Annotated in this window: 25 protein-coding genes, 1 tRNA gene and 1 other RNA gene; 6 read left to right on the forward strand and 21 right to left on the reverse strand. The window is 35.3% G+C overall.

Features of this window, described 5'->3' with window-relative positions:
• Nucleotides 1-54 precede the first annotated feature (54 nt).
• The 9 genes from G580_RS0103035 to G580_RS09745 all read right to left on the reverse strand — a co-directional run bounded on the left by G580_RS0103035 (nucleotide 55) and on the right by G580_RS09745 (nucleotide 8,309).
• Nucleotides 55-873: a hypothetical protein gene (locus G580_RS0103035; protein WP_028840989.1), complete on the reverse strand. Its 819-nt coding sequence runs from the start codon at nucleotides 871-873 to the stop codon at nucleotides 55-57.
• A 308-nt stretch (nucleotides 874-1,181) separates the two neighbouring features.
• Nucleotides 1,182-1,448: a hypothetical protein gene (locus G580_RS0103040; protein ID WP_028840990.1), complete on the reverse strand. Its 267-nt coding sequence runs from the start codon at nucleotides 1,446-1,448 to the stop codon at nucleotides 1,182-1,184.
• A 30-nt stretch (nucleotides 1,449-1,478) separates the two neighbouring features.
• The gene (locus tag G580_RS0103045; protein WP_156874772.1) at nucleotides 1,479-2,003 is read right to left on the reverse strand and encodes a hypothetical protein; all 525 of its coding nucleotides are present in this window, start codon (nucleotides 2,001-2,003) and stop codon (nucleotides 1,479-1,481) included.
• A gap of 69 nt (nucleotides 2,004-2,072) precedes the next feature.
• The gene (locus G580_RS0103050) at nucleotides 2,073-2,930 is read right to left on the reverse strand and encodes an Eco57I restriction-modification methylase domain-containing protein (protein ID WP_425425812.1); all 858 of its coding nucleotides are present in this window, start codon (nucleotides 2,928-2,930) and stop codon (nucleotides 2,073-2,075) included.
• Nucleotides 2,927-3,256: an Eco57I restriction-modification methylase domain-containing protein gene (locus G580_RS11945; protein ID WP_425425813.1), complete on the reverse strand. Its 330-nt coding sequence runs from the start codon at nucleotides 3,254-3,256 to the stop codon at nucleotides 2,927-2,929. The genes G580_RS0103050 and G580_RS11945 overlap by 4 nt, the downstream gene beginning before the upstream one ends.
• Nucleotides 3,257-3,617: 361 nt before the next feature.
• A complete protein-coding gene (locus G580_RS0103055) occupies nucleotides 3,618-4,277 on the reverse strand; it encodes a DNA methyltransferase (RefSeq protein WP_028840993.1) in 660 nt (219 codons plus the stop codon).
• Between the two features lie 214 nt (nucleotides 4,278-4,491).
• Nucleotides 4,492-4,680: a hypothetical protein gene (locus tag G580_RS11410; protein ID WP_156874774.1), complete on the reverse strand. Its 189-nt coding sequence runs from the start codon at nucleotides 4,678-4,680 to the stop codon at nucleotides 4,492-4,494.
• The gene (locus G580_RS0103060; protein WP_028840994.1) at nucleotides 4,635-5,189 is read right to left on the reverse strand and encodes a hypothetical protein; all 555 of its coding nucleotides are present in this window, start codon (nucleotides 5,187-5,189) and stop codon (nucleotides 4,635-4,637) included. Before G580_RS0103060 ends, G580_RS11410 begins: the two co-directional genes overlap by 46 nt.
• Nucleotides 5,190-5,693: 504 nt before the next feature.
• Nucleotides 5,694-8,309, reverse strand: a complete 2,616-nt coding sequence (locus G580_RS09745; protein ID WP_211211342.1) for a helicase-related protein — start codon at nucleotides 8,307-8,309, stop codon at nucleotides 5,694-5,696.
• A 348-nt stretch (nucleotides 8,310-8,657) separates the two neighbouring features.
• Here G580_RS09745 and G580_RS0103070 point away from each other — a divergent pair, with 348 nt between their 5' ends.
• The 3 genes from G580_RS0103070 (at nucleotide 8,658) to G580_RS09750 (ending at nucleotide 11,962) form a co-directional block, all read left to right on the forward strand.
• Complete coding sequence (locus G580_RS0103070) at nucleotides 8,658-8,864, forward strand: hypothetical protein (RefSeq protein WP_028840995.1); 207 nt, start codon at nucleotides 8,658-8,660, stop codon at nucleotides 8,862-8,864.
• 270 nt (nucleotides 8,865-9,134) lie between these two features.
• Nucleotides 9,135-10,415 (forward strand): OmpP1/FadL family transporter, encoded by a 1,281-nt coding sequence (locus tag G580_RS0103075; RefSeq protein WP_028840996.1) that lies wholly within the window; start codon nucleotides 9,135-9,137, stop codon nucleotides 10,413-10,415.
• A gap of 20 nt (nucleotides 10,416-10,435) precedes the next feature.
• The gene (locus tag G580_RS09750; RefSeq protein WP_028840997.1) at nucleotides 10,436-11,962 is read left to right on the forward strand and encodes an AMP-binding protein; all 1,527 of its coding nucleotides are present in this window, start codon (nucleotides 10,436-10,438) and stop codon (nucleotides 11,960-11,962) included.
• On the opposite strand, the gene G580_RS0103085 is transcribed toward G580_RS09750, so the two are convergent.
• A complete protein-coding gene (locus tag G580_RS0103085) occupies nucleotides 11,959-12,858 on the reverse strand; it encodes a cation diffusion facilitator family transporter (protein WP_028840998.1) in 900 nt (299 codons plus the stop codon). The two genes, G580_RS09750 and G580_RS0103085, sit on opposite strands and share 4 nt — an antisense overlap.
• Before the next feature lie 83 nt (nucleotides 12,859-12,941).
• Here G580_RS0103085 and G580_RS0103090 point away from each other — a divergent pair, with 83 nt between their 5' ends.
• Entirely contained in the window at nucleotides 12,942-13,679 is a 738-nt protein-coding gene (locus tag G580_RS0103090) for a 2-phosphosulfolactate phosphatase (RefSeq protein ID WP_028840999.1), read from the forward strand.
• Here the strand turns inward: G580_RS0103090 and G580_RS0103095 are convergent.
• The 3 genes from G580_RS0103095 to traT form a co-directional block, all read right to left on the reverse strand.
• Nucleotides 13,674-14,066 (reverse strand): CBS domain-containing protein, encoded by a 393-nt coding sequence (locus G580_RS0103095; protein WP_038041435.1) that lies wholly within the window; start codon nucleotides 14,064-14,066, stop codon nucleotides 13,674-13,676. The two genes, G580_RS0103090 and G580_RS0103095, sit on opposite strands and share 6 nt — an antisense overlap.
• Before the next feature lie 139 nt (nucleotides 14,067-14,205).
• Nucleotides 14,206-14,754, reverse strand: a complete 549-nt coding sequence (locus tag G580_RS0103105; RefSeq protein ID WP_028841001.1) for a hypothetical protein — start codon at nucleotides 14,752-14,754, stop codon at nucleotides 14,206-14,208.
• A gap of 130 nt (nucleotides 14,755-14,884) precedes the next feature.
• Nucleotides 14,885-15,646 (reverse strand): complement resistance protein TraT, encoded by a 762-nt coding sequence (gene traT / locus G580_RS0103110; protein WP_028841002.1) that lies wholly within the window; start codon nucleotides 15,644-15,646, stop codon nucleotides 14,885-14,887.
• A 364-nt stretch (nucleotides 15,647-16,010) separates the two neighbouring features.
• On the opposite strand from traT, the gene ssrA reads away from it, so the two are divergent.
• Nucleotides 16,011-16,366: a transfer-messenger RNA gene (ssrA, locus tag G580_RS11235) on the forward strand.
• A 90-nt stretch (nucleotides 16,367-16,456) separates the two neighbouring features.
• Here the strand turns inward: ssrA and G580_RS0103115 are convergent.
• The 8 genes from G580_RS0103115 to G580_RS0103150 form a co-directional block, all read right to left on the reverse strand.
• Nucleotides 16,457-16,663, reverse strand: a complete 207-nt coding sequence (locus tag G580_RS0103115; RefSeq protein ID WP_028841003.1) for a hypothetical protein — start codon at nucleotides 16,661-16,663, stop codon at nucleotides 16,457-16,459.
• A 197-nt stretch (nucleotides 16,664-16,860) separates the two neighbouring features.
• Nucleotides 16,861-18,543, reverse strand: a complete 1,683-nt coding sequence (locus G580_RS0103120) for an NAD+ synthase (protein ID WP_028841004.1) — start codon at nucleotides 18,541-18,543, stop codon at nucleotides 16,861-16,863.
• A gap of 16 nt (nucleotides 18,544-18,559) precedes the next feature.
• Complete coding sequence (locus tag G580_RS0103125) at nucleotides 18,560-19,894, reverse strand: glutamine synthetase family protein (protein WP_028841005.1); 1,335 nt, start codon at nucleotides 19,892-19,894, stop codon at nucleotides 18,560-18,562.
• Between the two features lie 152 nt (nucleotides 19,895-20,046).
• Entirely contained in the window at nucleotides 20,047-21,627 is a 1,581-nt protein-coding gene (locus G580_RS0103130) for an FMN-binding glutamate synthase family protein (RefSeq protein WP_028841006.1), read from the reverse strand.
• A gap of 150 nt (nucleotides 21,628-21,777) precedes the next feature.
• Entirely contained in the window at nucleotides 21,778-23,319 is a 1,542-nt protein-coding gene (locus tag G580_RS0103135) for a sigma-54 interaction domain-containing protein (protein ID WP_028841007.1), read from the reverse strand.
• Nucleotides 23,288-23,749, reverse strand: a complete 462-nt coding sequence (locus tag G580_RS0103140) for a hypothetical protein (protein ID WP_028841008.1) — start codon at nucleotides 23,747-23,749, stop codon at nucleotides 23,288-23,290. Before G580_RS0103140 ends, G580_RS0103135 begins: the two co-directional genes overlap by 32 nt.
• A 2-nt stretch (nucleotides 23,750-23,751) precedes the next feature.
• On the reverse strand, nucleotides 23,752-24,921 hold the full coding sequence (locus G580_RS0103145; RefSeq protein WP_028841009.1) for an Mrp/NBP35 family ATP-binding protein: 1,170 nt from the start codon (nucleotides 24,919-24,921) through the stop codon (nucleotides 23,752-23,754).
• A gap of 202 nt (nucleotides 24,922-25,123) precedes the next feature.
• Nucleotides 25,124-25,197 (reverse strand) — tRNA-Arg (locus G580_RS0103150).
• Between the two features lie 180 nt (nucleotides 25,198-25,377).
• Here G580_RS0103150 and G580_RS10940 point away from each other — a divergent pair.
• Nucleotides 25,378-25,812, forward strand: coding sequence for a flagellar protein FlaG (locus G580_RS10940; RefSeq protein WP_051173022.1), 435 nt, complete (start codon nucleotides 25,378-25,380; stop codon nucleotides 25,810-25,812).
• Nucleotide 25,813: the final 1 nt, after the last annotated feature.

Raw genomic sequence — 25,813 nt, forward strand, 5'->3', positions numbered from 1 at the left:
ATTTTACAGACCTCCTGGTTAGTTTAGTCTTTTAGGTTTTATGTTATCATTAATTTAAAAAATATTAAAAATTTTTATTATGCCTCTAAAATATTTTATTAAAAGACACAATTTATATTCTACTCCCTGTTTCTTTTTAAAAATACTTTTTAATTTATCTGCTAAATTAAAAATAATATTTTCACTAAATTTCTCTCCAACTTTTGATGCAATCCTTTTATTTATAAATACTTCTCCAAGCCAGTATGTATCTACTATTGTTTTAGGTTCTTCTTCATCTAATAATATTTCAATTAGAAGTTTCTCTTCATCTGTTCTCTGTTCTTCTGGTTTCTCAAAAATATGTTTATGTTTTTCTCTTATTTCTTCTTTTTCCTTTTCTGTATATATAGGAATCCATTTTATTTGAGTAACAGCATCTACAATTTTTTCTGCTTTTATCCAGTCATTAGGATCATCGCTGTTTAAAAATTTGGGAAGCAGTTTTTCTATAATTTCTGCTGTGGACAGAATATTATCAAATTTTGAATCAAGCCAGATGAGAATTAAGTCAATAATATCAACCGGAATTCTATCATTTGGTATATTACAAAGAATTTTTACAAAGGAATACCAGGTTAGAAAATTGTCTAATATCCTCTCATGTTCAATGTAGTATTTAGTGACCTCTCGGATTATACATAGAAGTTCATCAATATATTTTTCATTAGTTGGTTCGTTGACCTGTTGAGAAACTTTTTCTAAATATGGTAAGACATCCCAGCATGGAATTGTCCAATAACTTTCTTTATCTGCAGGTTTTGAACCCGGAGCTTTTTCCGCTGAAAAATAACCTTTTTCTTTTAATGATTCAAACCATTCAATATGCTCCAACTTTCTGAAAAAATACTGCTTTCTGACTTCATTTTTAAGTAAATTTTTTAATGTTCCTAAAATTTACTCTGTTGGTTGTTTAGTTTCTAAGATTTTATCGATTAACCGAGTTATTTTTATATAATCTTCAACTAAGTGATTTAAAATATTTTCAAACCTTTTCCATAAATTGTCAAATACATCTTTCTCTCTCGGGGTTTTCCATGCGCCATGTCTATGAGCATATTTATGGAATTCCTTTGCTACATTGTGCCATTCCTGTACAAATTCATCATTTTTGTCTAAGCCAAGGAACTGACATATTTCATCTATATGTGTAGTTGTTTTTTAGAATAGCATTGTGGGCATATTTGAACTTTTTCTTTAATATTAGAAGCAAATATGTCTCTTATTCCCCCTTCAATTTCCCTTGCTATATGGGCTAGTAAGTATGGTTTTGAAGTAAAATTACTTTCGAATATCCTCACACCATCGTAATATAAATTTGCAATTTCTTTTCCAATCTCTTTTAATCCATTGAAAATATGAATCTGGTAATCATCTAATGATGAAGACCTATCTATATTTTCATGCATATCATTGTTTCATTATTTCATTATCCATCCTCATACACTTCTTGCTTTATCTAATCTTGCTTTTACCAACTCGGCTACTGCCCAGTAGACTTCTTTACGTTCTTCTTCGGTAAGTCCTAAAGCATCAAAAACGATGTCATCTAATTCTTTTCTGTCTGGTAATGGGTTGGGCTCTTGGTCGCGGATTGGTTTTGTTTTGTCAAAGCCAAGCTCGGTGAAGATGTTGTATATTTCTCTAGTTATTAGTTTCGTATAAACTTTTTTACAATGTTCTTTATTCAAAAGTTCTGGATTTAAAATTAATGTATCTTTGAGTTCATAAACTTTTAAATCCAACGATGGAAGACTACCTGTCATTACTCTTCCAGCAATTTCCCAGTATATCACTAAATATATTGAGTTTAATGAAACAAAAAAATTTTCGCTATTTATATTTTTTAACTTTTTTATTGCATATAAACGCGCATCAATAAAATAATTCTCTTCGTTTAAAGGAACCAAATATCTATTTCCGGAAGGCATATTAAATAACAATTCTCCAGAAATATCAGGCAATTCAAAATAGCATCTCCGAGATTTGCATTTTGGTTTAAGATGAAATCTATTTTTTATACCCCAATCAATTTAAGATTTTAAAAACATAGAAGTAGAATAATCTTCCTCTTTTGCAATCAATACTAAAAATTCTATGTTTTCTAACTCAACAAAGGGGCTTTTAATATTTTTAAGACTTTTTATCACCAGCTTTAAAAACTCTGCTTCAATTTCACCTTCCCAACCAGCACCATTCTTAACCCTAATCAATGCTTTTGAATCTCTTTCGGCAATCTCAACAACTTCTTTGACATTCATACCAACTGGTTTAAGATAAAAGAATTCGTTGGCACCTGTTTTGATTCCAAATCTTACATCTGCAATATCTCCCAATTTTACCAGTTTATCTTTTCCTTTTTCCAGAATTTTAAAATAAATCTCCGGAGCCCTAAGATACTTTCCGTCCCATTTGTTACCTATATAAGGTAAAGATTCTACAGAATGCTTTAATCCTAATTCTGTTTCTTCTAGATATTCCACGCCCTCTTCTAAAAGCTCTTTTTTGGTTTTTGGATAAAATCTAAAGAGAAGATGGTCAAAAATAGGTTTGTTTGCTATTTCAATTTCTTTAAGAACATCTAGCGATATGGCTTCTTCAAATGGTTTTTTAAAAGCAACAAATTTTATCACATAATCTTCCAGTTTGTTTACTGGCTTCTGAATTAAAACAATCACTGTATTAACATCTGCCTGCTTGAAAGAACGCTTAGCAATGTTATCAATTATGTAAATAGGTCTCATGTTTTTAAGCAAAAATTCTTGAAGTCCCGCACCATATCCTACATCAAGCCAGCTGTTGGAGTTTATAAAACAAAAAATTCCGCCATCATTCAACAGGGATAAGCCTTGATAGTAGAAGTAGACATATAAATCACTCTTTTTGTCTATTTTTTAACATCTTTCCAAACGCTTTGAACCGCTTGAATAAGCTTCTCTTTGTATTGTTTTTTTATATCTCTCCATTTATCAGGAGTGTAATTCTCTTCTCTTTCAAGTGGTGAAGCTATGAGCTCTTGTCTAACATAGGGTGGATTACCAATTACGATGTCAAAGCCACCTTTTAAGGCAAAAACTTCTGCAAAATCAATTTCCCAAAGAAAGTAATCCTTCTTTTCACTTTTACCGATTGTATAAAGAACATTTTGGTATTTGTGTATTTCATTTTCAAATTGTTTTATTTCTTCTTCAAGTTTTTTAGTTCTTTTTCTTGTGATTTATCTTTTCCAAAAAGATCTTTTTGACCTTTTAACATATTTAATTCTTTCTCTTTAAGATTTCTTTTTTTCTGTTAATTCATCAATTCTTCTCTGCAAAATCTCCCTAAAAATCTCCATCTCTAAGCTTTTTATCTCATACTTTTCTTTTAAGTCTGCAATTCTTTTTCCTGAGAAATAATCTGCTTTTCTATCAACCAGTTCAGAAATTTTCTACTGGATTGAATTTGGCAATGTTTTTAAAGCATCCCCTCTTAGATTTATGAACAACCCTCCTATCTCTTCAACCAATGAGTCGCCCTGGCGAATTTTAAAAGAAAGGTTCGGAAGAAGTGGTTTTGTGTAAATATCCATATATTTTTCATCGGTTAAGTGAAAGCCAAAGACTAAGTTCACCAACCATAACAGCCCAATCTTTAACGTCAAACCCGTAAAGGTTCTCAAGGATTATTTTGTTTTTCAGGGCAAACAGATTTTCTTCTCTGCTCTCAATCCTTTTTGTTAATTCAGAGTGAAGATCAACCAGAATATTCATCATTCCAACAAGAAAAGACGCTGAACCAACCGTAAGGTCAACAATTTTAACCTCTTCAAGGTATCTGCGGATGAGTTTCAATTTATCAATGTTTTCATATTTGCCGATTGATGCTGAATTAAAAATAAGGTCTATTAAATCTTGCTTGTCAATGCCTGTTTTTGCATGAAGATATTCAACTAACGACAACCTGCTCATAAAATCTATTTCATTTCTGGGGGTGTAGAAAATTCCAGAAGTACCACGTTCTTCTTCGTTTATCAAGAATTCATATACTTTACCGAGCATTTCAGGGTCAACCGCAACTTCCACGTCAAGAGGTGTTGCCTCATCAATGATAAAATTGAAAATTTCAAGAAATCCCTTCTTTTTGTCAGAAGACCCCAAATCAGGCTCAAACAACCATTCAAAAACTTCATCAGGAACATCAAAGCCAATCTCATCCCATTCATTCTCCGAAAAAAGACCACCATTTAAAAACGGCATCGTGGAGTAAGATTCTCTAATATCGTCAGGCAACTCAGAATGGATGCATTGAAATCTTTTATTAAATGCTCCAAAAAATAGGCTTTTTAACCAGATAGAATAAAATTTATTTAAACCATAAATTTTTCAATAACTTTTATCCTGCTCGTAGTTTTTTCCATTTAAGCCATCCTTTCTTTTGAAGGAAGTAAATAAACAGTATTCTTGATAGCATTTATTGTGCAAAGGAATGTTTTTTCTCATAAGGAATTTCGTTTATATTCTTGTGTTTTAGATTTTTGATAATTACTTCGTGGAGCGCATAGCGGTAGGCATCAAAAAATTCTTTAGTGACAGCTTCAACATTAAAAGCCTCTTCTAAATCTTCAAGGCTTGGTGGCTGGTCTCTTTCAAGAAGCGGCAAAACCTGCTTTGGGCAGTGTGGCTACTTTCGTTCTTTCCAACAAGATATGACCACCTTAGGGCAGAGGTAAACTCTTCTCTAACTTTGACCTTGCCCTCAGGCGTCTCTTCATAGCGATAGTCCATCTTGACGAGGGAAAACCTCCAGTCTTCACTGTCCGGTGAAACAAAGACAACCAGTGCGGCATCCTTTAACTTTCCTCTTCTGCTCCCCTTCAGATACCAGGCGATGAAGTTCCTCTGCATCGTCCTTGCTCGTTCAAAGTAAGTCTCCTTCTTAAGCTCTACTATAAGAAGATCAATCTCCTTTCCGTCGTGGTTATATTTTTCAACTCTTTCCAGAGACCTTACGTATTTTTCAAAGGCGTCTGGGATGTAGTTTCTCTGATAAACAAAGGTGCTTTCCTCAAAGGATTTCAGAAGGTTTCTCAGGAAATAAACAAAGCGTTCTTTAGCAAAGGGATGTTCAAAAGTGTTGATTATAAGCTCTTTTGTCTGTTCTCTATCCATGCCTTCCTCCTACTCACCCTTTGCCAAGTATAAGGAGAGTATAACTTTTCTCTTCTCCTCGGTTGCGGTAAATACTTCAGAGTAATGACTTTCAAAAAGTCTGTTTGAGATCTCTTTTTGCAAGACTGCAATAACCTTTAAGGGATTCAATTTTTCTCTGCCAAGTTTTTTTTAGCTCAGACAGGACTTTTCTTACAGTTTATTTAGGCAAGGCCCCACGCTTAAGCTAGGTTATGACTCGTTGAAGATATTCTTCTTGATCTTCAGTGAGCTGTTTGCTGTGACTTTGCATTGCCTTAAGCTCTCTGAAAAGTCTGTGATAAATATCTCTACTACTGTGCTTGAATGTTACTATCTCTTCCGCTGTTGAGTAAAAAAATGCTGTTTTATTTTTGTTTAGTAATTCGTAGTAAGTTTCAACGGGAATTTCTACCCTCTCTTCGTCAACTAATGATTCCAAGATTTTAGCCGTAGTCAAAAAAAACAAGCTCAATCGTTCTATTATTATCTGATAGAAAAAACTTCATTAGCTTTCCTTTTCTGAAAAATGTAACAAGAGAGCCGGGAGTTGCAATATTTATTAAAGATGGATTGAAAACGTTCCCTGAGCGGGCTTTTTTTAGGGAGGCGTTTTATTTTCTCAAAGAGGTCTGGATTTTTGTCCCTTACGTCTTCAATAACCCGCAAATACTTGCGCTCGCTTTCTTCTTCCTCATCTTCTGTGATGGTTTTCTTTGAGAGGAGTTTATCAAACAACTCATGAGAAGATCCAGGCTCACCTTCAGTCAGGATGGCGCTGTCTCCACCGAGCAAGGTAAGGAAGGCTTCTATCTTTGAACGGGCGATGTTTGTAAGCTCTATCTCAGACTCAGCCTGTTTTATTGAGAAAAAGTTAAAGGTGTAAATTTTGTCAAAGGGTGTGTCTACACGGTTGACCCTACCCACCCTTTGCATCAGCTTTGTGGGGTTCCAGGGTATATCGTAGTTTATCACTACGTTTGACCTGTGGAGGTTGACACCTTCAGAAAGAACCTCTGTTGACACAAGAATTCCGTAGTCATCTTTTTTATTCCTTGCCCTTGCGTCAAAGTTTTCTATGACCTTGTCCCTGTCGGCTTCAGTTGAATTCCCGTGGAAAAGGAGCGCAATTTCTTTTTTGAAATGTTCGTTTATCTTTTCTGTTAAATACTCTGCAGTCTCTTTTGATTCCGTGAAAATAATTACCTTCTTGTCCTTAAGTATTGGGTTATTTTCAAGGTTTGAGAGTAGGACTTCAATTTTGGGGTCTCTTTTTATTTTGCCCCACATTGATTTTATTCTTTTTAAAATTTCAAGGTCTTCTTTCAAATCTCTTCCAAACTCAGGCCTGAAATCTTCTTTGTTATACTTCTCTGCCTTTCCTTCATCAATAATTTTCTGAATTTCTTTATCATCCCCCTTTTCTATGAGGTTAAATATTTTATTTATATAGTCCTTACTTACATACACATTCCCTTTTTCAAATTCTTTAATGAACATTTCATATGAACGAATAAACCTGTCAATGCTACTTTTGAAAGCGTGGAAGCTACTTTCAAGGCGCTTAACAAGAAGGACTTTCATAAAGCCAGCCATGTTCCTCTGCGATTGCTCTTCAAGAGGTTTTATTCCTTTTTTTAAATAAAGAAGTGGCGTGTAGCGAGCATATTTAAACTCTTGAGTTATGAGCCTTACTGTTTCTGTGAAAATTTCATCTTCTTCATCGTTGAGCTGATAGTAAAGGGGCTTAGGGTCTTCAACCTCTGGAAACTTGACGTTGTTTCGTCCTAAATCTTCGGCAAAGTATTTCTCAATCTCGCTTCTTGTTCTCCTGATCATGATATGTTTCAGCACTTTGTTGCGGATTTCTTTGGCGTTCTCTCTTGTTATTTCAAGGAATTTTTCGTAATCTCTCTGACGATTGACTTTGCTTAGCCTTCTTTCAAGCTCTTTGAAAAACTCTTCAAGATTGCTAACACCTGGTATGGTGCTTTTTCTAACATTCTGAAAGAGTTTGATTTGAGCAAGAATATCGCTTGGGTAGTTATTATAAGGAGTAGCAGATACCAAAATCACCCTTTTTCCACGGCATATCTCTGCAAGCTTCTCATATCTCTTGGTCTCCTCTGTTCTGAAGTAGTGTGCTTCGTCTATCACAACATTTTTATATTCTCTGTTTTCTATCATCTGAATGGCATCGTCAAGTTTGCCGATTGATACGAAATCAGCCTGCACGTTAAAATCGGAAAAAACATTAGGCCATGAACCGGGATTATTTTTGGTTAGGAGTGCAGGAGGGGCCACGACAAGCGTTCTTCCATCAAGCTGTTTTACGAGCATCGCGGTGATATAAGTTTTTCCGAGCCCAACCACATCGGAAATGAATACCCCACCATGTTCTTCTAAAATCTTTTTTGCGTTCAACACTGCTTGTTCCTGGTATTCAAACCGTTTAAACCCTTGCGGTAAGTAAACCAAAGAAAGTTTTTCCTTCAGAGAAAGGTCTTCTTTAAAGTATTCGTAGAGGAATTTCAGATATAATTCGTAAGGGGTTATGTTATCGTTGAGCCAGGTTTTTTCATTGATTGTTTGAACATATTTCTCACTGACAGGAACAGCCTCAGACCACAACGCTTCAAATCTCTCTTTGGCAAAAAAATAGTCGGATGGATTTTTCAGTTCAACGTTGAATTCCAGTTTTTTCTCAAGCCCAGAATAAGTAAGGTTGCTTGAACCTGTAATAACCCTTCCAATGTCTCTGTCCCCCTCTCTAAAAGTCATGATATAGAGCTTTGCATGAAGTTTCTTTGATGGATATGCTCTTATTTCAAGCTTTCCTTTTTTTATCCATTCGATGAATTTTTTAATCCCAATTTCAACCTTAAGGTCATCTTCAGAATCAGCCATTTCTTGCTCAATCAACTCAACCACCTTTTCTTTTGTTTCTGCATGAGAAGGACGTGAAGACGGATTCTGTGCCGACTTTATCAATTCAAGGGTTTGTCTATCCGTTCCTAAACCTATGAGGATCCTTATCTTTTCTGTTCGTTCTAAGGGTTCAACAATCAGGTAAAAACCACTCAAATAAAAATACGCAACCAAACAATCAAAACTCTTACAGTCTTTTATAAGATCTCCAAGTCTATTTTTTAGTTTCTTCCCTGCTCGTTAGTTATGAAGGTTAAATCAAGTGGCGCTTTTACATTACCCATAGGATTTTTATCTCGATTTAAAAATTTAAAAATTTTTGTCATTCAAAAATTATTAATAAAATTATATAACAAATAAATATCATATAAACAAATCTGAGTCAATAATATGTAAATTTTCCCCAAATTTACCAATAGAAATTTATATTCTTTCATGTTTTCCCGTATTTTCCAATCTGTCTAAACGATTTATAATATCACCCATTAGGTGAAAAATCCATAAACCTAAGAGGATTTCTTTATGCCGCAGAAATCTCTTGCCTTTAAGATCCTAAAAACTAACCTGAACTTTCGTTCAGGACTCGTTAATGCCTTCTTAAAAATCTTTAGAATAAAAACCTTAATGGACCAACTTATGCCTTTACCTAGGTCAAACAGAGATTACAGCGCTTGGCAATATATTCAACCTATCCTTCTTATCCTTATAGAGGGAGCCCATATCTGGTAGGTTAAAAGAGGATATGGGGTAATAATTTTAAAATCAGGGGAAATTGAGAGAGAAAGAGTTGTAGGTAGAAAAGGGAGTAGAAAATACATAATATTTGGGCAAAAATTAATAAAGTAACTAAGTCATATGATTTTTAAGTCTAAAAATTACAGGAAATTTTTTGATGTTATTTTCTATTAGCAATTTCGTTATAAAAACCCTCTTGATTTATTGAAAGTTTTTTGCTAAATTGATTTCAATTTTTTATAAACCTAAAAAAGAGGTAGACTTATGTTTTTGAGTTTACTTCTAATTCTTTTAAGTTTTTTTCCGTTATTAGTAGTAAAGTCTTATGGAGCTGGAATTGCTATTTATGAACAAGGGGTAAGTGGGCTTGGCAATGCCTATGCAGGGGCTGCAGCATCAGCTGAAGACGGAAGTACTATTTTTTACAACCCTGCAGGCTTGACAAAACTTGATAAATCTGAAGCCTCCTTAGGTACCCATGTAATCATACCTACCGCTCATTTTAAAAACACAGGCTCGATTAAGGCTGATAAAACACCTCTTACCGGAAACAACGGAGGAGATGCAGGTGTAATAGGAATAGTTCCTAACCTTTATGTTTCAACCCCGATATCTGAAAAATTTTTTTTAGGTATAGGGATAAACTCTCCTTTTGGATTACAGATTGAGTATGACAAAAACTGGGTAGGTAGATATCATGCTATAAAGTCAAAGCTTACAACCATAAACTTAAATCCAGCTATAGCTTATAAACTCAATTCAAAGGTTAGTTTGGGTTTAGGGGCAAACTTTCAACGGGCAGAGGCAGAAATAACCAATGCAATAGATTTTACCAAATATGGAATTACTCAAGATGGTTTTGCCAGATTAAAAGGAGATGACTGGTCTTTTGGTTGGAATGCAGGCATTCTCTATGAACCCTCAGAAAATACCAGATTGGGTGTTGCTTACAGGTCTAAGATAACCCACCAACTAAAAGGAAAGGTTAAGTTTGAAAATATCTCTTTTCCTTTAAGCAGTATATTTCATAAAGATAATGTTAAAGCCCGTCTTGACCTTCCTCCAATGCTATCTTTTAGCGGTTTTCATAAGCTAAACTCAAAATGGACCGTTTTGGCAGACATCACCTGGACTAGTTGGAGCAGGTTTGAAGAATTAAGAATTAAGTATGATACTTTAACCATAGGAGACACAGTGATTACCACCAAGTGGAAAGATTGCTTCCGCTACTCTATAGGCTTATCTTATCAACCTACCTATAAATGGGTTTTTCGCTCAGGCATAGCCTATGATGAAACCCCTATTGCTTTTGATAAACATAGAACTCCAAGGATCCCAGACACAGACAGGTTTTGGATAGCTTTAGGTTTAGGCTATACCTTATCTGAAAAACTGAAGTTTGATTTAGGATATGTGCACATATTTTTTAAAAAATCTTACATAGATAAAGACCCTGTAGGAGAAGATGAACGAAGAGGTGGTTTAAAAGGTTATTATCGAGGTCATGTAGACATAATAAGCGCTCAGTTGCGTTATAGTTTTTAATTTGAAAAGAGGGAAAGAACATGCAACTTCATGAAAAATTTATTTATACAGCTAAAGCCTATCCTAATAAAATAGCTATTGTTGACAGAGCCATTGATAAAAGGTTTACTTATCAACAAGCCTTGATTGCAAGTCTTATTTTTTCCCGAAAAATAAGAAAATTTAGGGATCGATTGGTTGGGGTTATGCTTCCTAACTCCTCTGCAGCCGTCTTTACAGTAGTAGGTATTCTTATGGCTGGAAAAATCCCAGTGATGATTAATTATTCTACCGGTCCAGAGTATAACATAAGATATGCAAGGGAAAAATGTAGTTTTAAGACGGTGGTGACTTCTAAGAAACTGCTTGAAAGGGTAAACTGTCCAGTTTTGGAAGACATGGCTTTTGTAGAAGACTGGATAGAGGAGATAGACTTAAAAGAAAAGTTAATCTCGTCAGCCATCTCACGGCTTCCTTTAAAATTTCTTATGACTTATTGTAACATCGATGAAGATGCAGAAAAAACAGCGGTTATACTTTTTACCAGTGGAAGCGAAAAAGACCCTAAGGCTGTGGAATTAAGTCATAAAAACATTCTTAGCAACATAGAAGGTTTTAGTGAGATGGCTAAGCTTACAGAAAAAGACATTATCCTCTCAATTCTACCTTTTTTCCACGTTTTTGGGATAACCGTAAACCTCTGGACACCACTTTATCATGGTATGACGTTTATTACCTATCCAACCCCACTTGATTATCAAAAGATCTGTCAAATTATAAAGGAAGAAAGACCTTCTGTGATGGCTGCTACTCCAAGTTTTTGGTGGGGATATCTTAAAAAGGCAGAACCAGGAACCTTTGACAGCTTAAGGCTTATGGTAAGTGGAGCAGATAAATGTCCTCAATCTCTTAGAGATGCTATGTGGGAAAAGCACAGAAAAATACTTTTAGAAGGCTATGGGACTACTGAGACCTCACCTGCCATCTCAGCTAACATGCCTGATGCTAACAAACCTGGGAGTGTAGGAAAACCACTCCCTAACGTGGAAGTTATGATAGAGAACTACGAAACAGGAGAAAGGTGTGGGCCTAATGAAATAGGAAGAATTTTAGTAAAAGGTCCTAACGTGATGAAAGGTTATTATAACGATTTAGAAGAAACCTCTATGAGGATAAGACATGGATGGTATGATACAGGAGATATGGGTTATTTAGATGAAGATGGTTATCTCTGGCATGTCGGAAGACTTAAAAGGTTTGTTAAAATAGGTGGAGAAATGATATCTTTGGTTAAAGTAGAAGAGGAGTTAGAAAAGGTTCTACCTAAGGAGATAGAATGTTGTGTGGTAGAAGTACCTGATGAAATTAAAGGGGCTAAAATCGTTGCAGTGGTAAGCCAAAAGATAGATGAAAAGTCAGTGGTAAAACAACTTGCTAAGGTGCTCCCAAATTTAGCAATGCCTAAACAATTTTTAATCATCGAAGAACTCCCTAAGATGGGAAGTGGGAAAATAAACTTTAGTAAAGTACAAGAAATGGTGATAGAAAGGCTGAAGCTTAAAGGTTAAGGTTTTTTCTTTTCATCGGGTTCTATATGGATGGTTACCTTGATGTCTCCATGTTTTTCTGAGATGTTTTTTTCTATTTCATTACAGATATCGTGGGCAGATTTAATAGACATCGTTTCTGAAACGGTTAGATGAAACTCTACAAATCCTTTTCTTCCGGCTCTTCGTGTTTTGAACTCATGGATGTCATGAATCTGTTCTTTTTGAGGATGATTTTTGATGGTTTCAGAGATGATGTTTTTGATAGAATCAACCTTTTCTTTGGGTAAGCTTGCATCAAGAAGAGAATTTATCGATTCTTTGGTAATTTTATAACCCATATAAAGTATATTGACCCCTAAAACCATAGCTATCAAAGGATCTAAAATCCATATATTAAAAAATTTAGCAACAAAAAGACCAATCATTACCCCTAAAGTAGTTAAAACATCGGTAAATATGTGATGGGCGTGTGCTATTAGTATCGGTGAGTTTTCTTTTTTTCCTTGTAAATAGGCTATAAAAGAAATAAACCCGTTAAGGACTAAAGTTATTCCTATTAAAACAAACCCCTGATTAAGATTAGGTGGTGGTTGAGGAGTTTGAAGGTTTTGAAAGGCCTTCCATAAAATAGAGATAGATGCAATAAAAATAAAGGTAGCTTCGACGATAGAAAAAAGGTATTCTATCTTAGTGTGGCCATAGGGATGTTCAGGGTCAGGCGGTTTAAGAGCTATCTTTAAGCCGATAAAGGCTGTTAAGGCAGAAAAGATGTTTATGGTTGATTCCATAGCATCCGAATAGATAGCCACAGACTTGGTAATAAGATAAGCAAAAATCTTTATTAAAAAGATTAAGACAGCCAGACCTAAGCTTATAAGAGAAACTTTTGTGCCCTGAAAACCTTTAAGTTCCATCGTTTTCTAATTTTATCACAGCGACAAAAGTTTGAAAAGAATTAGGGCTTGACAACCGAGGATATCGTTTAAAAATAAAGGGTATGTTTAAAGTTTTTTTATCTCCAGGCAGCAAGGGTTGTCAAAAGGCAAGAGATCTTAAGGCTATAGCAGTGGTAGTAGATGCTCTAAGAGCAAGTGCTACTATAGTAACTTTGTTAGAAAAAGGGGTAGAAACTATCTTTGTGGTTTCAGAGGTAGAAGATGCCTGGGCATTAAAAAGAGAGTTACTCCAGGCTATGTTAGTAGGAGAAAGAAACAACCTTATAATAGAGGGTTTTGACTACAGTAACAGTCCTTCAGAGATATTTTCTGCTTCTAACTTAAAGGGTAGGTTAGTTATTTTTACCTCAACTTCTGGAGCAAGGAGAATCCTTGCTTGCAAAGGAGCTACCAGGGTATTTGTGGGAACTACCTTGAACGCAGAAGCCTTATCTGCGGTTTTAAGAGAGGAAAGCCAAAAACATCAAAAAGATATTGTTATAATTCCTGCAGGGGTATATGGAAAAGAAGAGTTTTCAGAGGAAGATGTGGTAGCTTCCTGGGAAATAGCTAAAAGGATAGGATTTAAAGTGATAGATGAGACAGGTTTTTTAACAGAAGAGGTCAAAAACCGTACAGTAGAAGAAAATTTTTATTTATCTAAGCATGCTAAAGAATTAATAGAACTTGGTCTAGAAAAAGATGTTAAATTTTGTGCTCAAGTAGGAGTAGCTAAAACCATCCCAGAGGTTTTTCAGTTTATAGAAAAAGCAGCATTAGTCAAAAATCGTCTATCATAGAAAAGGCTTGATGATATCTCTTAGGGTTATGATACCTACAACTTCATCTCCTCTGGTTACAGGAAGTCTGACCAATCCTGTCATTTCCATAAGTTTCGCAGCATATTTGATGTCATAAAATTCAGGTACAGTTATACAGGGTTTGGTCATTATTTCTAAAACTTTGACCTTTTCTAAAGGTAACCCTTTAGCTATTACTTTGTAGACTATATCTTTAACTGTGATGATTCCATAAGCATCTTCTTCGTCTGTTTTTTCTACCACCAATCCTCTACAACCATTTTTTATCATAAAATCTGCCGCTTCTTTAACTGTGGCATTTCCGTTGATGGTAAACACAGGGGTACTCATAACATCTTTAACCCTAATTTTTTCAATCTCTATCATAGCCCTTCACCCTTTAATTTTTTGCCTCTATTATAATAAAAAATTAAAGCACAGTCAAGGTAACCTGCTTTTTTAAGTTTAATAATCTTCAAATTAAACCCATAGAGGCTGAATTAGGTTGTCAGATATTATATAAAAATTATTTTAGGATTTCGTTAGCCATAGCATTCCCAAGTTTCTCAGCTGCTTTTAAATAACACTCTTCAATAATAGATTTGTATATCTCAGGAGAAATATAATTGACAGATTTCACCGTGCCTTCACCAAGGATTAATTTTTCTTGCACTCCACCCTTTAAAACTCCCTCGATTTTACACTCCCATATAATTGTGTTTTTAGAAAAAGTAAGAAGTTCTCTCCAAAAAGATTGCCCTATGGTCGGTTTTTTAGGTATAAACTCATATGTAATCTCCTTTTCTGCGGTTTGAGCCGCGTTGTTTACTACTAAATATCCAGGGACCCTTTTTTGAAGTTCTGGTACTATAAACTCACTGATTTCTCCTTTATAGATATTTCTGCCTCGACTATGTTCTATAAGGATTGGATAAACAATTATAACCTTTATTGCCCGTTCTGGATTGACAATTTTTACCTGCTCCCCAAGGTAATTAAGCTTAAATTCCTTAGGGGTACAAGCAAATAAGAAAACTGAGAAAAGAAGAAGGCCTATTTTTACAGATTTTTTCATAATATCCCTCCAACCAAATTTTATACATAAAACTCAAGCTTTTTATCCATCAATACGTTTATTTTAAATAATTGCAACTCATAGTAATAAACAGGATAAATGTTACTCACTTGTTCAATGATATATTTTTTTAGAAAAAGTTAGCTATTAAAACAGAGGTTTTATCTACTACTTCTTTAGCAGCTATCTCTTTTTTAAGGTTGGTTTGGGTAGCTGTTACCGCTAACTTAGTTCTATAGGTTTGATAGTTGGTAGTGATAGCTTGTTCTGTCTTGATAGTGGTAGATGTTCCTTGTTTAAGGTTAGAGGTTATTACACCTACAACCGGGTTTTCTGTTTTTTCCATGATTTGGATTTCCACAACTCCAGCAAAGGTTTCTATTTTGAGAGCTGAACCTATTAAAGCACCGCCAACATATCCAACTCCTGCACCGATGGCTGCTAATATCAAAGCATCAACGTCTCTTCCACCTGCAAGACCACCTGCTAATCCACCAGCAACAGCGCCACTCAGAGCCCCATCTTGAGCTGCTGTTTTTCTGTAATAATCAAAATAAACTACGTTTACCTGAAGTATGTAATCAGCAATGCTTGGATCCTGAACTACATTATACCCTTTGGCTTGAAGTTTATGCTCTATCGCATTTTTATATAAGCTTGTGTCTATCTCTTGAAGTTGAGAGGTATTTCTGACATCTACAAAAATATTTTTATATTTAGCTCTTTTGGTTACATCAAGAAAAATGGTGTCTGTCATTTTGTAGTTAGTGTATAGTTCACGATACTCAATAGCTTCAGGCAAAGTAGCACAACCAAAGAGTTGAAAAGAAAGTGCACCAATTGTGACAAAAGTTGCGACTCTTTTGGTGATTTTGCTTTTAAACACTGACATATACACCCCTCTTTATTATTTTTAAATAAAGAATATTAAAATATTTTTTTATAAATGCAAACATAATTTTTGAATTTAAATGACCTATAGAGGATAAAATTTAAAATTTTATGCAATTTTTAAACTAAAAATATATTTTTAATTAATTTTTATAATATTATATGTATAAAATTTTGCTAAATTAATATCAACGCGGAAGGTTTGAAATGAGGGATTTTTGTAGTTTTATTTATGATACCCTCTTATGTTTTGAGATTTTCTCCAGGGTGACATTATAAATTTTTGCAGACAAAATAGGGAAGGTTTGGTCAATTGAAAAAATCGTAATATGTTTTATAATTTATTTAAAGTTCTTTGAAAATATGGGGGCGAAAAGGGCTCGACGGGGATAGGTAGGGTTAAACAGCAGGCCGTGGTCGCACCCAACCACGTTAAATAGGGTGCAAAAACACAACTGCCGACGAATACTCCTACGCTTTGGCAGCCTAAGAGTTGCTGCCACGCACCTTTAGACCTTGCCTGTGGGTCTAAAGGTGTGTGACCTAACAGGCTTTGAGAGGTTTAATTGGTGGGGTTAAGCCTCTCGAGAAAACCTCCCACCTGGTAGGGTTGCTTGGTGCTTGTGACAAGCACCCTACAAGATTGCCCCACAAGCTAAGCCTGTAGCGGTTTAATCTGAACTATCTCCGGACGCGGGTTCAATTCCCGCCGCCTCCACCAAATTTTCTTTTTGATACTTTTTCTACCTACAACTCTTTCTCTCTCAATTTCCCCTGATTTTAAAATTATTACCCCATATCCTCTTTTAACCTACCAGATATGGGCTCCCTCTATAAGGATAAGAAGGATAGGTTGAATATATTGCCAAGCGCTATAACCTCTGTTTGACCCAGGTAAAGGCATAAGTTGGTCCATTAAGGTTTTTATTCTAAAGATTTTTAAGAAGGCATTAACGAGTCCTGAACGAAAGTTCAGGTTAGTTTTTAGGATCTTAAAGGCAAGAGATTTCTGCGGCATAAAGAAATCCTCTTAGGTTTAGGAAATTTTTAACCCGATGGGTGATATTATAAGAGCAGGTGGAGAAAGGGGAAAATCATGAATGATTGTAAGTTTCTGTCGGAAAATTTAGGGTTATAAAAAATTTAAAATAAAAATAAAAAAGGAAATTAAAACTCAAAGAAAGGGGCATAAAAATCAGAAGTTTTGAGAAAAACTTAAAACACTGGATAAATTCTGTCTGCAACCATAGAGGTTTTTGTTACCTTAGGACCAAAAGGAGCTTGTTTCCTTTTAAACTCTGCCTTTTTCACCATAGATAAAACCTTTTCTACCACTGATTTCTCAAAACCTTTTTCTATGATAGAGTTAACAGAGGCTTTTTTTTCAAAGTATAGCTCTAAAATTTGATCAAGTATTTCATAAGGTGGTAAAACTTCATAGTCTGTTTGGCCAGGACGTAGTTCAGCAGAAGGAACTTTTAACAAAACCCTTTCTGGGATGTCAGGCTTTAAACCGTTCCTGTATTTAGCAAGTCTGTAAACCATCGTCTTATAAACGTCTACTATAGGAGCAAACCCTCCGGCTATATCTCCATAAAGCGTCCCATACCCAACCGCTGCCTCGCTTTTGTTTGAGGTACAAAGAACTAAGTATCCTTTCTTGTTAGAAAGATAAAAAAGGATATTAGCTCGCAAACGAGCCTGAAGGTTTTCGTCTGCCACGTCAAACTCAGGATAACCAAAGGTTTTCCTAAAGGTTTCAAAGACCTCATCTATAGGATATTCTAAAAGCTCTATTCCTAAATTTTGAGCTAATTTCGTGGCGTCTTCTCTACTTTCTTTAGAGGTAAAAGAAGAAGGCATAAAAACTCCAACCACCCTGTCTTTACCTAAGGCATCAACCGCTATACAAGCTACCAGAGAAGAATCTATACCTCCAGAAAGTCCTAAAACAACCTTTTTGAAACCTCTTTTTTCTACATAATCTCTTAAAGCTAAAACTAAAGCTTTATAAACTTCCTCTTCTTCAGAAAACTTAGCCTCTATTTTCCCTGTAAAACTTAAAGGCCTTCTTCCGTCTTCCAAAAAAACCTCATCAAAAAAACAACACATACAAGGTTCTTTTTCCTTTTTAAGTTGAATATTAGATAATTTCTTTCTCAAGATTGTTTCACAATCTATTGATAAAATGCAGAAATCTTCTTTAAATCCAGAAAGAAGGGTTACTATTTCTTCGTAAGGGTCTATTACCAAACTTCTTCCGTCAAAAACCCAACGTTCATGTCCACCTATTAGATTTACACAAGCCACATAAGCATTAAACCTTTGAGTTAAGGCTTGGAATACCTTTTCTCTTTCTTTAAAAGACCCTTGATAGTAAGGAAAAACCCCTAAGTTTATCAAAAGGTCTACATCCATCTGGTTGTAGAAATGAAACCATCCGTTATCTTTCCAGCAATCCCAACCTATACTAACTCCTATTTTAAATGTATTAAAGTTTATGATCAAAGGTTTAACCCCTGGATGAAAATACCTTCCTTCATTGAAGGCTTCATCTAAACAGCGTTTATGATATTCTGCCAATATCGTCCCTTTTTTTATTACCAAAGCACTGTTAAACAGTCCTCGGTTAAAGTAAGGGGTACCTATAATAAGGGTAGAATTGAAGTTTTCTGAGGCCTTTACCAACCTTTGTATGGTTTGTTTTAAGTTTAGTAAAAAATCTGTTTCAAAAAAAAGATCTGCTGGGAAAAAACCAGAAAGGGCAAGTTCTGGGAAAATTACTATGTGGGAATACCCGTCAACTTGCCCCCAAAATTCTAAAACTCTATTCAAGTTGTAATCAAAATTTCCTAAAACTGGGTCTATTTGGACCAAAGCTATGTTTAGCTTATCCATTTTAAGCTCCTCTCTTCTAAAGGATAGGTAAATACCTCTCTAACTCGTAGGGGAACACCTGTATTCTATATTCGTCCCATTCCTTCTTTTTACTTTCTATAAGATTATAAAAAGTATGTTCTCCCAAGGTCTCCCTAAGAAGCTCGCTTTTTTCAGCATATTCTATCGCTTCTATTAAACTTCCAGGAAGGTTGTCTATCCCTAAAGAAGCCCTTTCTTCTGGGTCTAAGTGATACACATCAACCTCTACCGGTTGAGGCAACTCATATTTTTCGTTAATCCCTTTTAGACCAGCATTTAACATACAAGCAAATGCCAGATAAGGATTACAAGCTGGGTCAGGAGACCTAAGCTCAATCCTGGTTGCTTTTTCTTTTCCGGGTTTGTAAAGTGGTATCCTTATTAGTGCTGAACGATTTCTTCTTGCCCAACAGATGTAGACCGGAGCCTCATAACCAGGCACAAGCCTTTTATAAGAATTTATCCACTGGTTAAGAACTAAGGTAATCTCTTTTATATGTTTTAAAAGGCCTGCGGTATAATGTTTGGCCACATCAGACAGATAAAAAGGATCTTTAGGATCAAAAAAGGCGTTTTTATTTCCTACAAAAAGAGATTGGTGGGTATGCATTCCACTTCCACATTTTCCGAAAAGAGGTTTAGGCATAAAGGTGGCGTAGACACCATATCTTTTAGCTATTTCCTTAACCACCACCCTATAGGTCATCACTATGTCTGCCATCGTCAAAGCTTCTGCATATCTTAAATCGATTTCATGCTGAGAAGGAGCTACTTCATGATGGGAATACTCAACCTTTATACCCATCTTTTCTAAGGTTAGGATAGTGTCTCTTCTGATATTTTCTGCGGCATCTAAAGAATAGTCAAAATAGCCTGCCTCGTCTAAAGGCTCAGGATATTTATCTGACTTAAAATAAAAGAACTCAAGCTCAGGACCGATGTAAAAGGTATAACCAAGTTTTGCAGCTTTTTCAAGGTTTATTTTTAGGATATATCTTGGGTCACCTTTGTATGGGGTTCCACCTGGCTCATAGATATCACAAAACATTCTGGCGGTGGTTTTCTCAGCAGGGGTCCAAGGTAAAAGGGTAAAAGTTGAAGGGTCAGGTATAGCTATCATGTCTGATTCATCAATCCTTGCAAAGCCATGAATGGAAGAACCATCAAATCCCATACCCTCTTCAAAGGCTGCGTCTAACTCCTCTACTGCCACCGTAAAACTTTTTAGCTGACCTAAAATATCTGTAAACCATAGACTAACAAACTTAACGTTGTGTTTTTTAATAAGCTCTTGCACATCCTTTTTATCCCTGGGCTTATCGAGTAACATCTCCAAGAGCCTCCTGAAGATTAATGTTTTTCTATAATTAAACCGCAAAATAAAAAAAAGTAAACCTTTAACAAAAAAAGGGAGGCAGACAAAATGATTTGCCTACCTCCCTTAAAAAATTTAGACTCCTAAAGGATTAATCAGTCTTTAACCTATCCTAAAAGGATTTCATAAGCTTTTTCCATATCTGCTTCCATCACATAAGGAATACCAGTAACTTCGGCAGCTTCTTTGGTAAGGGCTACCAAATCGTTTCTGTCAAGATATTCGATAGAGAATTTTCTCGCTCCAGCCATAAGCTGCTTCAACCCGATGGTAAGTCTTTCTATAAAAGTATACATAGCTACAGCGCCCCAAGGTATTTTTTCAAAATCTTTTCCATATTTGTTTTTAAGCACCTCTGTGTTGATAAAAATCTGTTCTAAGGACTCACCATACTTTTTAATCTCAGGAGGAAGTTTTCCTTCTTTATACCAGTTAGCGATGTTTTTACCTACAAAGGCTGGGATCATTAAAGCTCTTCCCATACAAACTGCCTTAAAGAAAGGAGCTCCAAGAGCCAAGGCTTTAAAAATGTGGTCTTCCAAAGAAAAACCACCTGCTATCGCTAAATCAGGGACATATTTTCCTCTGGCTGCAAGTTCTTTAGCAAAGTTGTAAGCTATAGCCTGTAAGTAAATAGTAGGAATACCCCACTCGTTCATCATTCTCCAAGGGCTCATACCAGTCCCACCACCAGCTCCGTCTATCGTAACAAGGTCGATACCAGCATCAGAAGCAAACCTTAAAGCTCTGGCAAGGTCTGTAATCTTGTAGGCACCTGTTTTTAAAGAAACAAACTTAGCTCCAGCCTTTCTGTAGTGTTCTACAGTCTTCATAAAATCGTCATAATCTACCATCCCAAGCCTTGAGTGTCTTTCAAACTCCTTGATTTCACCTTTTTTAAAGGCTTCTTGAATAACAGGGTTTTCTGGGTCAGGAACAACGATATAACCTCTTTTTTTAAGCTCTAAAGCTCTTTCCAAGGTTTTTAACTTAACCTCTCCTCCGATGTCTTTAGCTCCCTGTCCCCATTTTATTTCAATACAGTTAACCCCTAACTTTTCTATGGCATATTCAGCAGAACCAAGCCTTGAGTCCTCTACGTTCTGTTGCAAAATGACCTCTCCATAACCATCATACCAATTCTTGAAAGCCTTTACCCTTCTTTCAAGCTCTGGAGACTTAGTAACTTTTCCGCTTTTAAACTTGGCTTCTGGGTCCATACCTACCACGTTTTCTCCGATAACTACCATAATACCAGAAATAGCAGCGCCGATGGCTAATTCATCCCAGTTGTTCTTAGCTATATCAGTAGAACCTAAAGCACCGGTAAAAATAGGAATACGAAGTTTGATTTTGTAATTTCTACCTATCTCTCTTTCTGTGTTAACTGCAGGGAAGGTAGCTTTGTCTGGATCTGGATCAACACCTACAGCCCCTACACAAGTACCTTGGATGTTAAGATGAGAGTAATCTACAGGATATTTTTTAGTAGCACCAGCGATAACCTTTCCAAAAGGTTGAGGATAAAGGACCTCTCTTCCTCTAAAAGAGGACTTACCTATTTCACAAAAACCCGGACAGCCATCTAAACAAACAGAACAAATCCCAGAGTATGGTGCCGGGTCAGAAACCCTATTACGAGTACCTGTAGCAGAACTAGCATTAGGTTGACCTGGATAAATGCTCATAATTCACCCTCCTCCAATTAAATTTTATTCTTTTTAAAATACAAAAAGCATGCCATTACAAAACCTATGAAAATCAAGAAAAAAATTTAAAAATTAATGACAAAGTTGTTACAAAAATACAAAAATGTTTAATTAGAACAAAAAGATAAACTACTTTGTGAGTATACCATATTTTTTTATCCTATAGCTTATTTGTCTTTTGGTAAGCCCAAGCATCTTAGCGGCTTTAGTCTGGTTATATCTACACGCTTTAAGTGCCTCCTCTATAGCCTTCTTTTCTATGAGCTCTATATGATTAGGTAAAAGTCTTTCTTTAAAACCCTTTTCTTTTTTTATTTGATCTTCTAAAGAAGCTTGCCTTATATAAAAAGGAAGCTCTTCTAAAGTAATAAAATCTTTTTCTGCCAAAACTACCAACCTCTCCAACGTATTCTCAAGCTCCCTTACGTTTCCAGGCCAATGGTAAGCCATAAACTTTTCCATTATCTCTGAAGAAATCTGTACGTTCTTGTTATACTCTTGATTAAATTTTTTAAGAAAATGGTCTACTAAAAGAGGGATGTCTTCTTTTCTTTCTCTTAGAGGAGGTAAATAAATAGGTATTACATTTAATCTAAAGTATAGGTCATCTCTGAAATTCCCTTCTCTTACCATTTCTTCTAAATCTCTGTTAGTTGCCGCTATAATCCTTACGTCAACCTTTATCGATTTAGTATCTCCTATCCTTTCAAAGGTCTTTTCTTGTATAACCCTTAAAATTTTAGCCTGTAAAGAAAGAGGTAAATCTCCTATTTCATCTAAGAAGATGGTTCCACCGTTAGCAAGTTCAAATTTACCTGGTTTTGAGATAAGAGCACCGGTAAAGGCTCCTTTTTTATAACCAAAAAGTTCCGCTTCAAGAAGGGTTTCAGGGATGGCAGCACAGTTAATAGCTATAAAAGGTCCATTAGCCCGATCGCTTTCAAAATGAATGGCCTTAGCTATAAGTTCTTTCCCTGTTCCACTCTCTCCTATAACTAAAATATTAGCTTTACACTTAGCAGCTTTAATGGCAAGCTTAAACACCTGCTGCATCTTATCAGAAATACCGATAAGATTCCTAAATTGATACTTACCCTTAAGTTCTAAAGATAAGCTCTCTTTTTCTTCTTTCTCCTTTTTAAACATCTGATAGAGCTTTAAATATTGTGAAAATAGAGTAGCTACTATGTTTAAAAACCTGATATCCTCTTTAAGGTCTATTTCTTCGTTAAATATTCTATCTACTGAAAGAACACCTAATACCTCGCCTTCTATCTTGAGAGGAACACACAAAAAAGAAATATTTTCTTTGGTTAATCTCGCTCCGGTTTTATTTAAAAACATTGGCTCCTTTCCGATGTTAGGTATAATTATAGGCTCTCCTGTATCAAAAACCTTTCCCACTATACCTTCACCCTTTTTATAAATACCTTTTTTAACCTGCTCTGGGGTAAGTCCATAAGCTACTGAGATATGTAAAGTGTTAGTTTCACTGTCATAAAGTGTTATGGTTGCTCTTTGCATGTCCAAAATGTCTGAAAGAACTTTTAAGCTTTTATAAAGATTATGCTGCATATTAAAAGAAGAACTTAAAATTTTACTGATCTCAAGTAAAGCTAAAAGTTCTTTATTTTTTCTTTCAAGCTGGTCTAATACTTCCTGCTGAGGCATACCCTTCTCCCTTAAATACAGCTATAATTTTCGATAAATCTCTTTGCCAATTCTTTTTCTTTATAAAGAAAATTTCTACGCTTTCTGAATTTGTTAAACCTAAAGATCTATAAATTTTTTTATAATGTTTTTCCCCCCACCCTTTATAACAAACCACCAAAAACAGGTGTTTACACCTTATTTTTTTTAAAAAATAAGTTACTGGAGGACAGTTAAAAGTCCATTTAGGAAAACAAACTATTATTTTTTCTTCTTTAGGTGGTTCAAACCAACTTTTAACAGGAAAATATGGAATAAAAGACAGAAAAAGCCAAAAAAAATAAGGTAATCTATAAGTTTCTATTTTTTTAGGGTTTACCCTTAAAAAAGAAGAAATCTCCCTTGCTACAACTTCCGAAAACCCAGTATAAGTAAAATAAAAAACTTCCACCTTTAATGTAAGCTTTTTTGATTGATGTATTCTTCTATCAAACTATCAGGGTTTTCTTCCAAAGTTTCAGCCACCAAAACTCTTATTCCTTGTTTGACTAAATCATCGGCAAGCTCCTTAGGTGGAGCATAGAGTAAAATGTGGGTAGCCACCTGTTCTGCCAAAAATGAAAAAAGGTCTTGATTTTTAGGCTTTTTTACTAAATCTTTGACCAAGATTTTATTGTTTTCTATATCATAAACTAAAAACATGTCAAAATTTTCCAGAGAAGTTTCTATCTTATTAGGTGGTGTAGTCACCGGCACTGCAATCCTCATAAACCTTTCTTCTAAGACATCTGCTCGCATCTCTTCAGTAGCAGCTATAATATTTCTAACCAGTTCTTCAAAGGCTTTGGCAGTAACACTTTCTGGATAAGCAGCAACAACCGGTCTTCCTGTATCTCCAGTGTCAACTACCCTTGGATCAACAGGTATCCTACCTAAAAACCTTATCCCTAATTCATCTGCTAATTTTTGCCCCCCTCCTCTTTTAAAAAGATCGATGGGTTTTCCACAGTGGGGACAGATAAACCCACTCATGTTTTCTACTATCCCTAAAATCCTCATCTTTATCTTCTGACAGAACCTTATAGACTTCTTAACATCTATCAACGAAACCTCCTGAGGGGTGGTCACGATTAAAGCATAAGCATCAGGGATGGTTTTTGCGACAGTTAATGGCTCGTCTCCGGTACCCGGAGGAGCGTCTATCACTAAATAATCAAGCTCTCCCCAGTCTATATCTCCTATAAATTGTTTGATAGCCGAATGTTTGATAGGACCTCTCCAGATAATAGCTGTATCTTCGGAAGGTAAAAGAGGTTCGATGGAAAGAAACTTTAAATTAGGAGAATATTTGATAGCTCCCATCCTTCCGTCTGGTTTTCGAGAGATTCTCAGATCTCTTGCACCTAACATTTTAGGGATACTTGGTCCATGAAGGTCTACATCTAAAAGACCTACCATAAAATCTTGTAAGGATAATCCCACAGCTACGTTAACCGAAATGGTGCTTTTACCTACTCCACCTTTACCAGACATTACCATAATTTTATGCTTTATTTTAGCTAATTGTTCTCTTACTTTTTTGTCCTGCTGATCCATCAAAAAACCCTTTTCTTTTCCAACCATAAAATCCCCCTCTTTTTAGAAAAAAAAACTTATTAAAATATTAATTTTTTATATTTTCGCTCGCCGTTCTATTTTAATCTTAACTCGCATTTTGTCAAACCAAAATTAAAAATGTAAGTCCAAAATTAAAAATGTTTCTTAAAACCATTTTTTAAAAGACTTTAGCTTTAAAAAGTTTGAAACATAGGGAACTTACTAGGAACGCCCCCGGCAGGATTCGAACCTGCGACACCGAGATTAGGAATCTCGTGCTCTATCCTCCTGAGCTACGGGGGCAAAACTGAAACTGCTTATTGATTAAATATAATAGCCTCTAAACCAATTTTTGCAAGATAGCACCTATAAAATTTCTACCCTTTTATTCAGCCTAAAAAATTAAAAAAATTTTTTATTTAGGCCTTAAGTTTTTTTAAATTTATCCGATAATATTATTTGAGAAAATAAAGGAGCGTGCCTATGAACATAAAAAAGATAGATAGTCAATCCTTTGATGTTTTTTTATCCTCGCAAGAGGTTACCATAAAACCTCGAGACCAAACCTCTTCTCCTGAAAAATCCTATGATACGACCTTTTCTTCTAAAGGCAGTTCTACCCAAGAATCCTTAACTATGAACCAAAAGCAACTCAAAGAAACGTTGAAAAATTTTAACAAATTTATCGAAGCTTTAAACAAAAGATTGGACCCATTAAGTAAAGAATTAAAGGTAGAGATAGACCACGAGTTAAATTTGCCTATTTTTAAAATTTTAGACAAAGAAACCAAGGAAGTTTTACGTCAAATTCCATGGGAAGAAAGCTTAAAACTTCTCAAATACTTTCGAGAAATGAATTTTTCTGATAATCTAAAATTAGAAGAACTAAAAGGTTTGTTACTACAAAAAGAGGTATAAA

The organism is Thermodesulfobacterium hveragerdense DSM 12571 (assembly GCF_000423845.1).
In the GTDB taxonomy this organism is placed as follows: domain Bacteria; phylum Desulfobacterota; class Thermodesulfobacteria; order Thermodesulfobacteriales; family Thermodesulfobacteriaceae; genus Thermodesulfobacterium; species Thermodesulfobacterium hveragerdense.

Excerpts from the sequence above, each read along its gene's own strand:
- G580_RS0103040 (WP_028840990.1), bottom strand. The coding sequence starts at position 1,448 with ATGCATGAAAATATAGATAGGTCTTCATCATTAGATGATTACCAGATT.
- G580_RS0103055 (WP_028840993.1), bottom strand. The coding sequence starts at position 4,277 with ATGCCGTTTTTAAATGGTGGTCTTTTTTCGGAGAATGAATGGGATGAG.
- G580_RS0103060 (WP_028840994.1), bottom strand. The coding sequence starts at position 5,189 with ATGGATAGAGAACAGACAAAAGAGCTTATAATCAACACTTTTGAACAT.
- G580_RS0103070 (WP_028840995.1), top strand. The coding sequence starts at position 8,658 with ATGCCGCAGAAATCTCTTGCCTTTAAGATCCTAAAAACTAACCTGAAC.
- G580_RS0103075 (WP_028840996.1), top strand. The coding sequence starts at position 9,135 with ATGTTTTTGAGTTTACTTCTAATTCTTTTAAGTTTTTTTCCGTTATTA.
- G580_RS09750 (WP_028840997.1), top strand. The coding sequence starts at position 10,436 with ATGCAACTTCATGAAAAATTTATTTATACAGCTAAAGCCTATCCTAAT.
- G580_RS0103085 (WP_028840998.1), bottom strand. The coding sequence starts at position 12,858 with ATGGAACTTAAAGGTTTTCAGGGCACAAAAGTTTCTCTTATAAGCTTA.
- G580_RS0103090 (WP_028840999.1), top strand. The coding sequence starts at position 12,942 with ATGTTTAAAGTTTTTTTATCTCCAGGCAGCAAGGGTTGTCAAAAGGCA.
- G580_RS0103095 (WP_038041435.1), bottom strand. The coding sequence starts at position 14,066 with ATGATAGAGATTGAAAAAATTAGGGTTAAAGATGTTATGAGTACCCCT.
- G580_RS0103105 (WP_028841001.1), bottom strand. The coding sequence starts at position 14,754 with ATGAAAAAATCTGTAAAAATAGGCCTTCTTCTTTTCTCAGTTTTCTTA.
- traT (WP_028841002.1), bottom strand. The coding sequence starts at position 15,646 with ATGTCAGTGTTTAAAAGCAAAATCACCAAAAGAGTCGCAACTTTTGTC.
- G580_RS0103115 (WP_028841003.1), bottom strand. The coding sequence starts at position 16,663 with ATGCCGCAGAAATCTCTTGCCTTTAAGATCCTAAAAACTAACCTGAAC.
- G580_RS0103120 (WP_028841004.1), bottom strand. The coding sequence starts at position 18,543 with ATGGATAAGCTAAACATAGCTTTGGTCCAAATAGACCCAGTTTTAGGA.
- G580_RS0103125 (WP_028841005.1), bottom strand. The coding sequence starts at position 19,894 with ATGTTACTCGATAAGCCCAGGGATAAAAAGGATGTGCAAGAGCTTATT.
- G580_RS0103130 (WP_028841006.1), bottom strand. The coding sequence starts at position 21,627 with ATGAGCATTTATCCAGGTCAACCTAATGCTAGTTCTGCTACAGGTACT.
- G580_RS0103135 (WP_028841007.1), bottom strand. The coding sequence starts at position 23,319 with ATGCCTCAGCAGGAAGTATTAGACCAGCTTGAAAGAAAAAATAAAGAA.
- G580_RS0103145 (WP_028841009.1), bottom strand. The coding sequence starts at position 24,921 with ATGGTTGGAAAAGAAAAGGGTTTTTTGATGGATCAGCAGGACAAAAAA.
- G580_RS10940 (WP_051173022.1), top strand. The coding sequence starts at position 25,378 with ATGAACATAAAAAAGATAGATAGTCAATCCTTTGATGTTTTTTTATCC.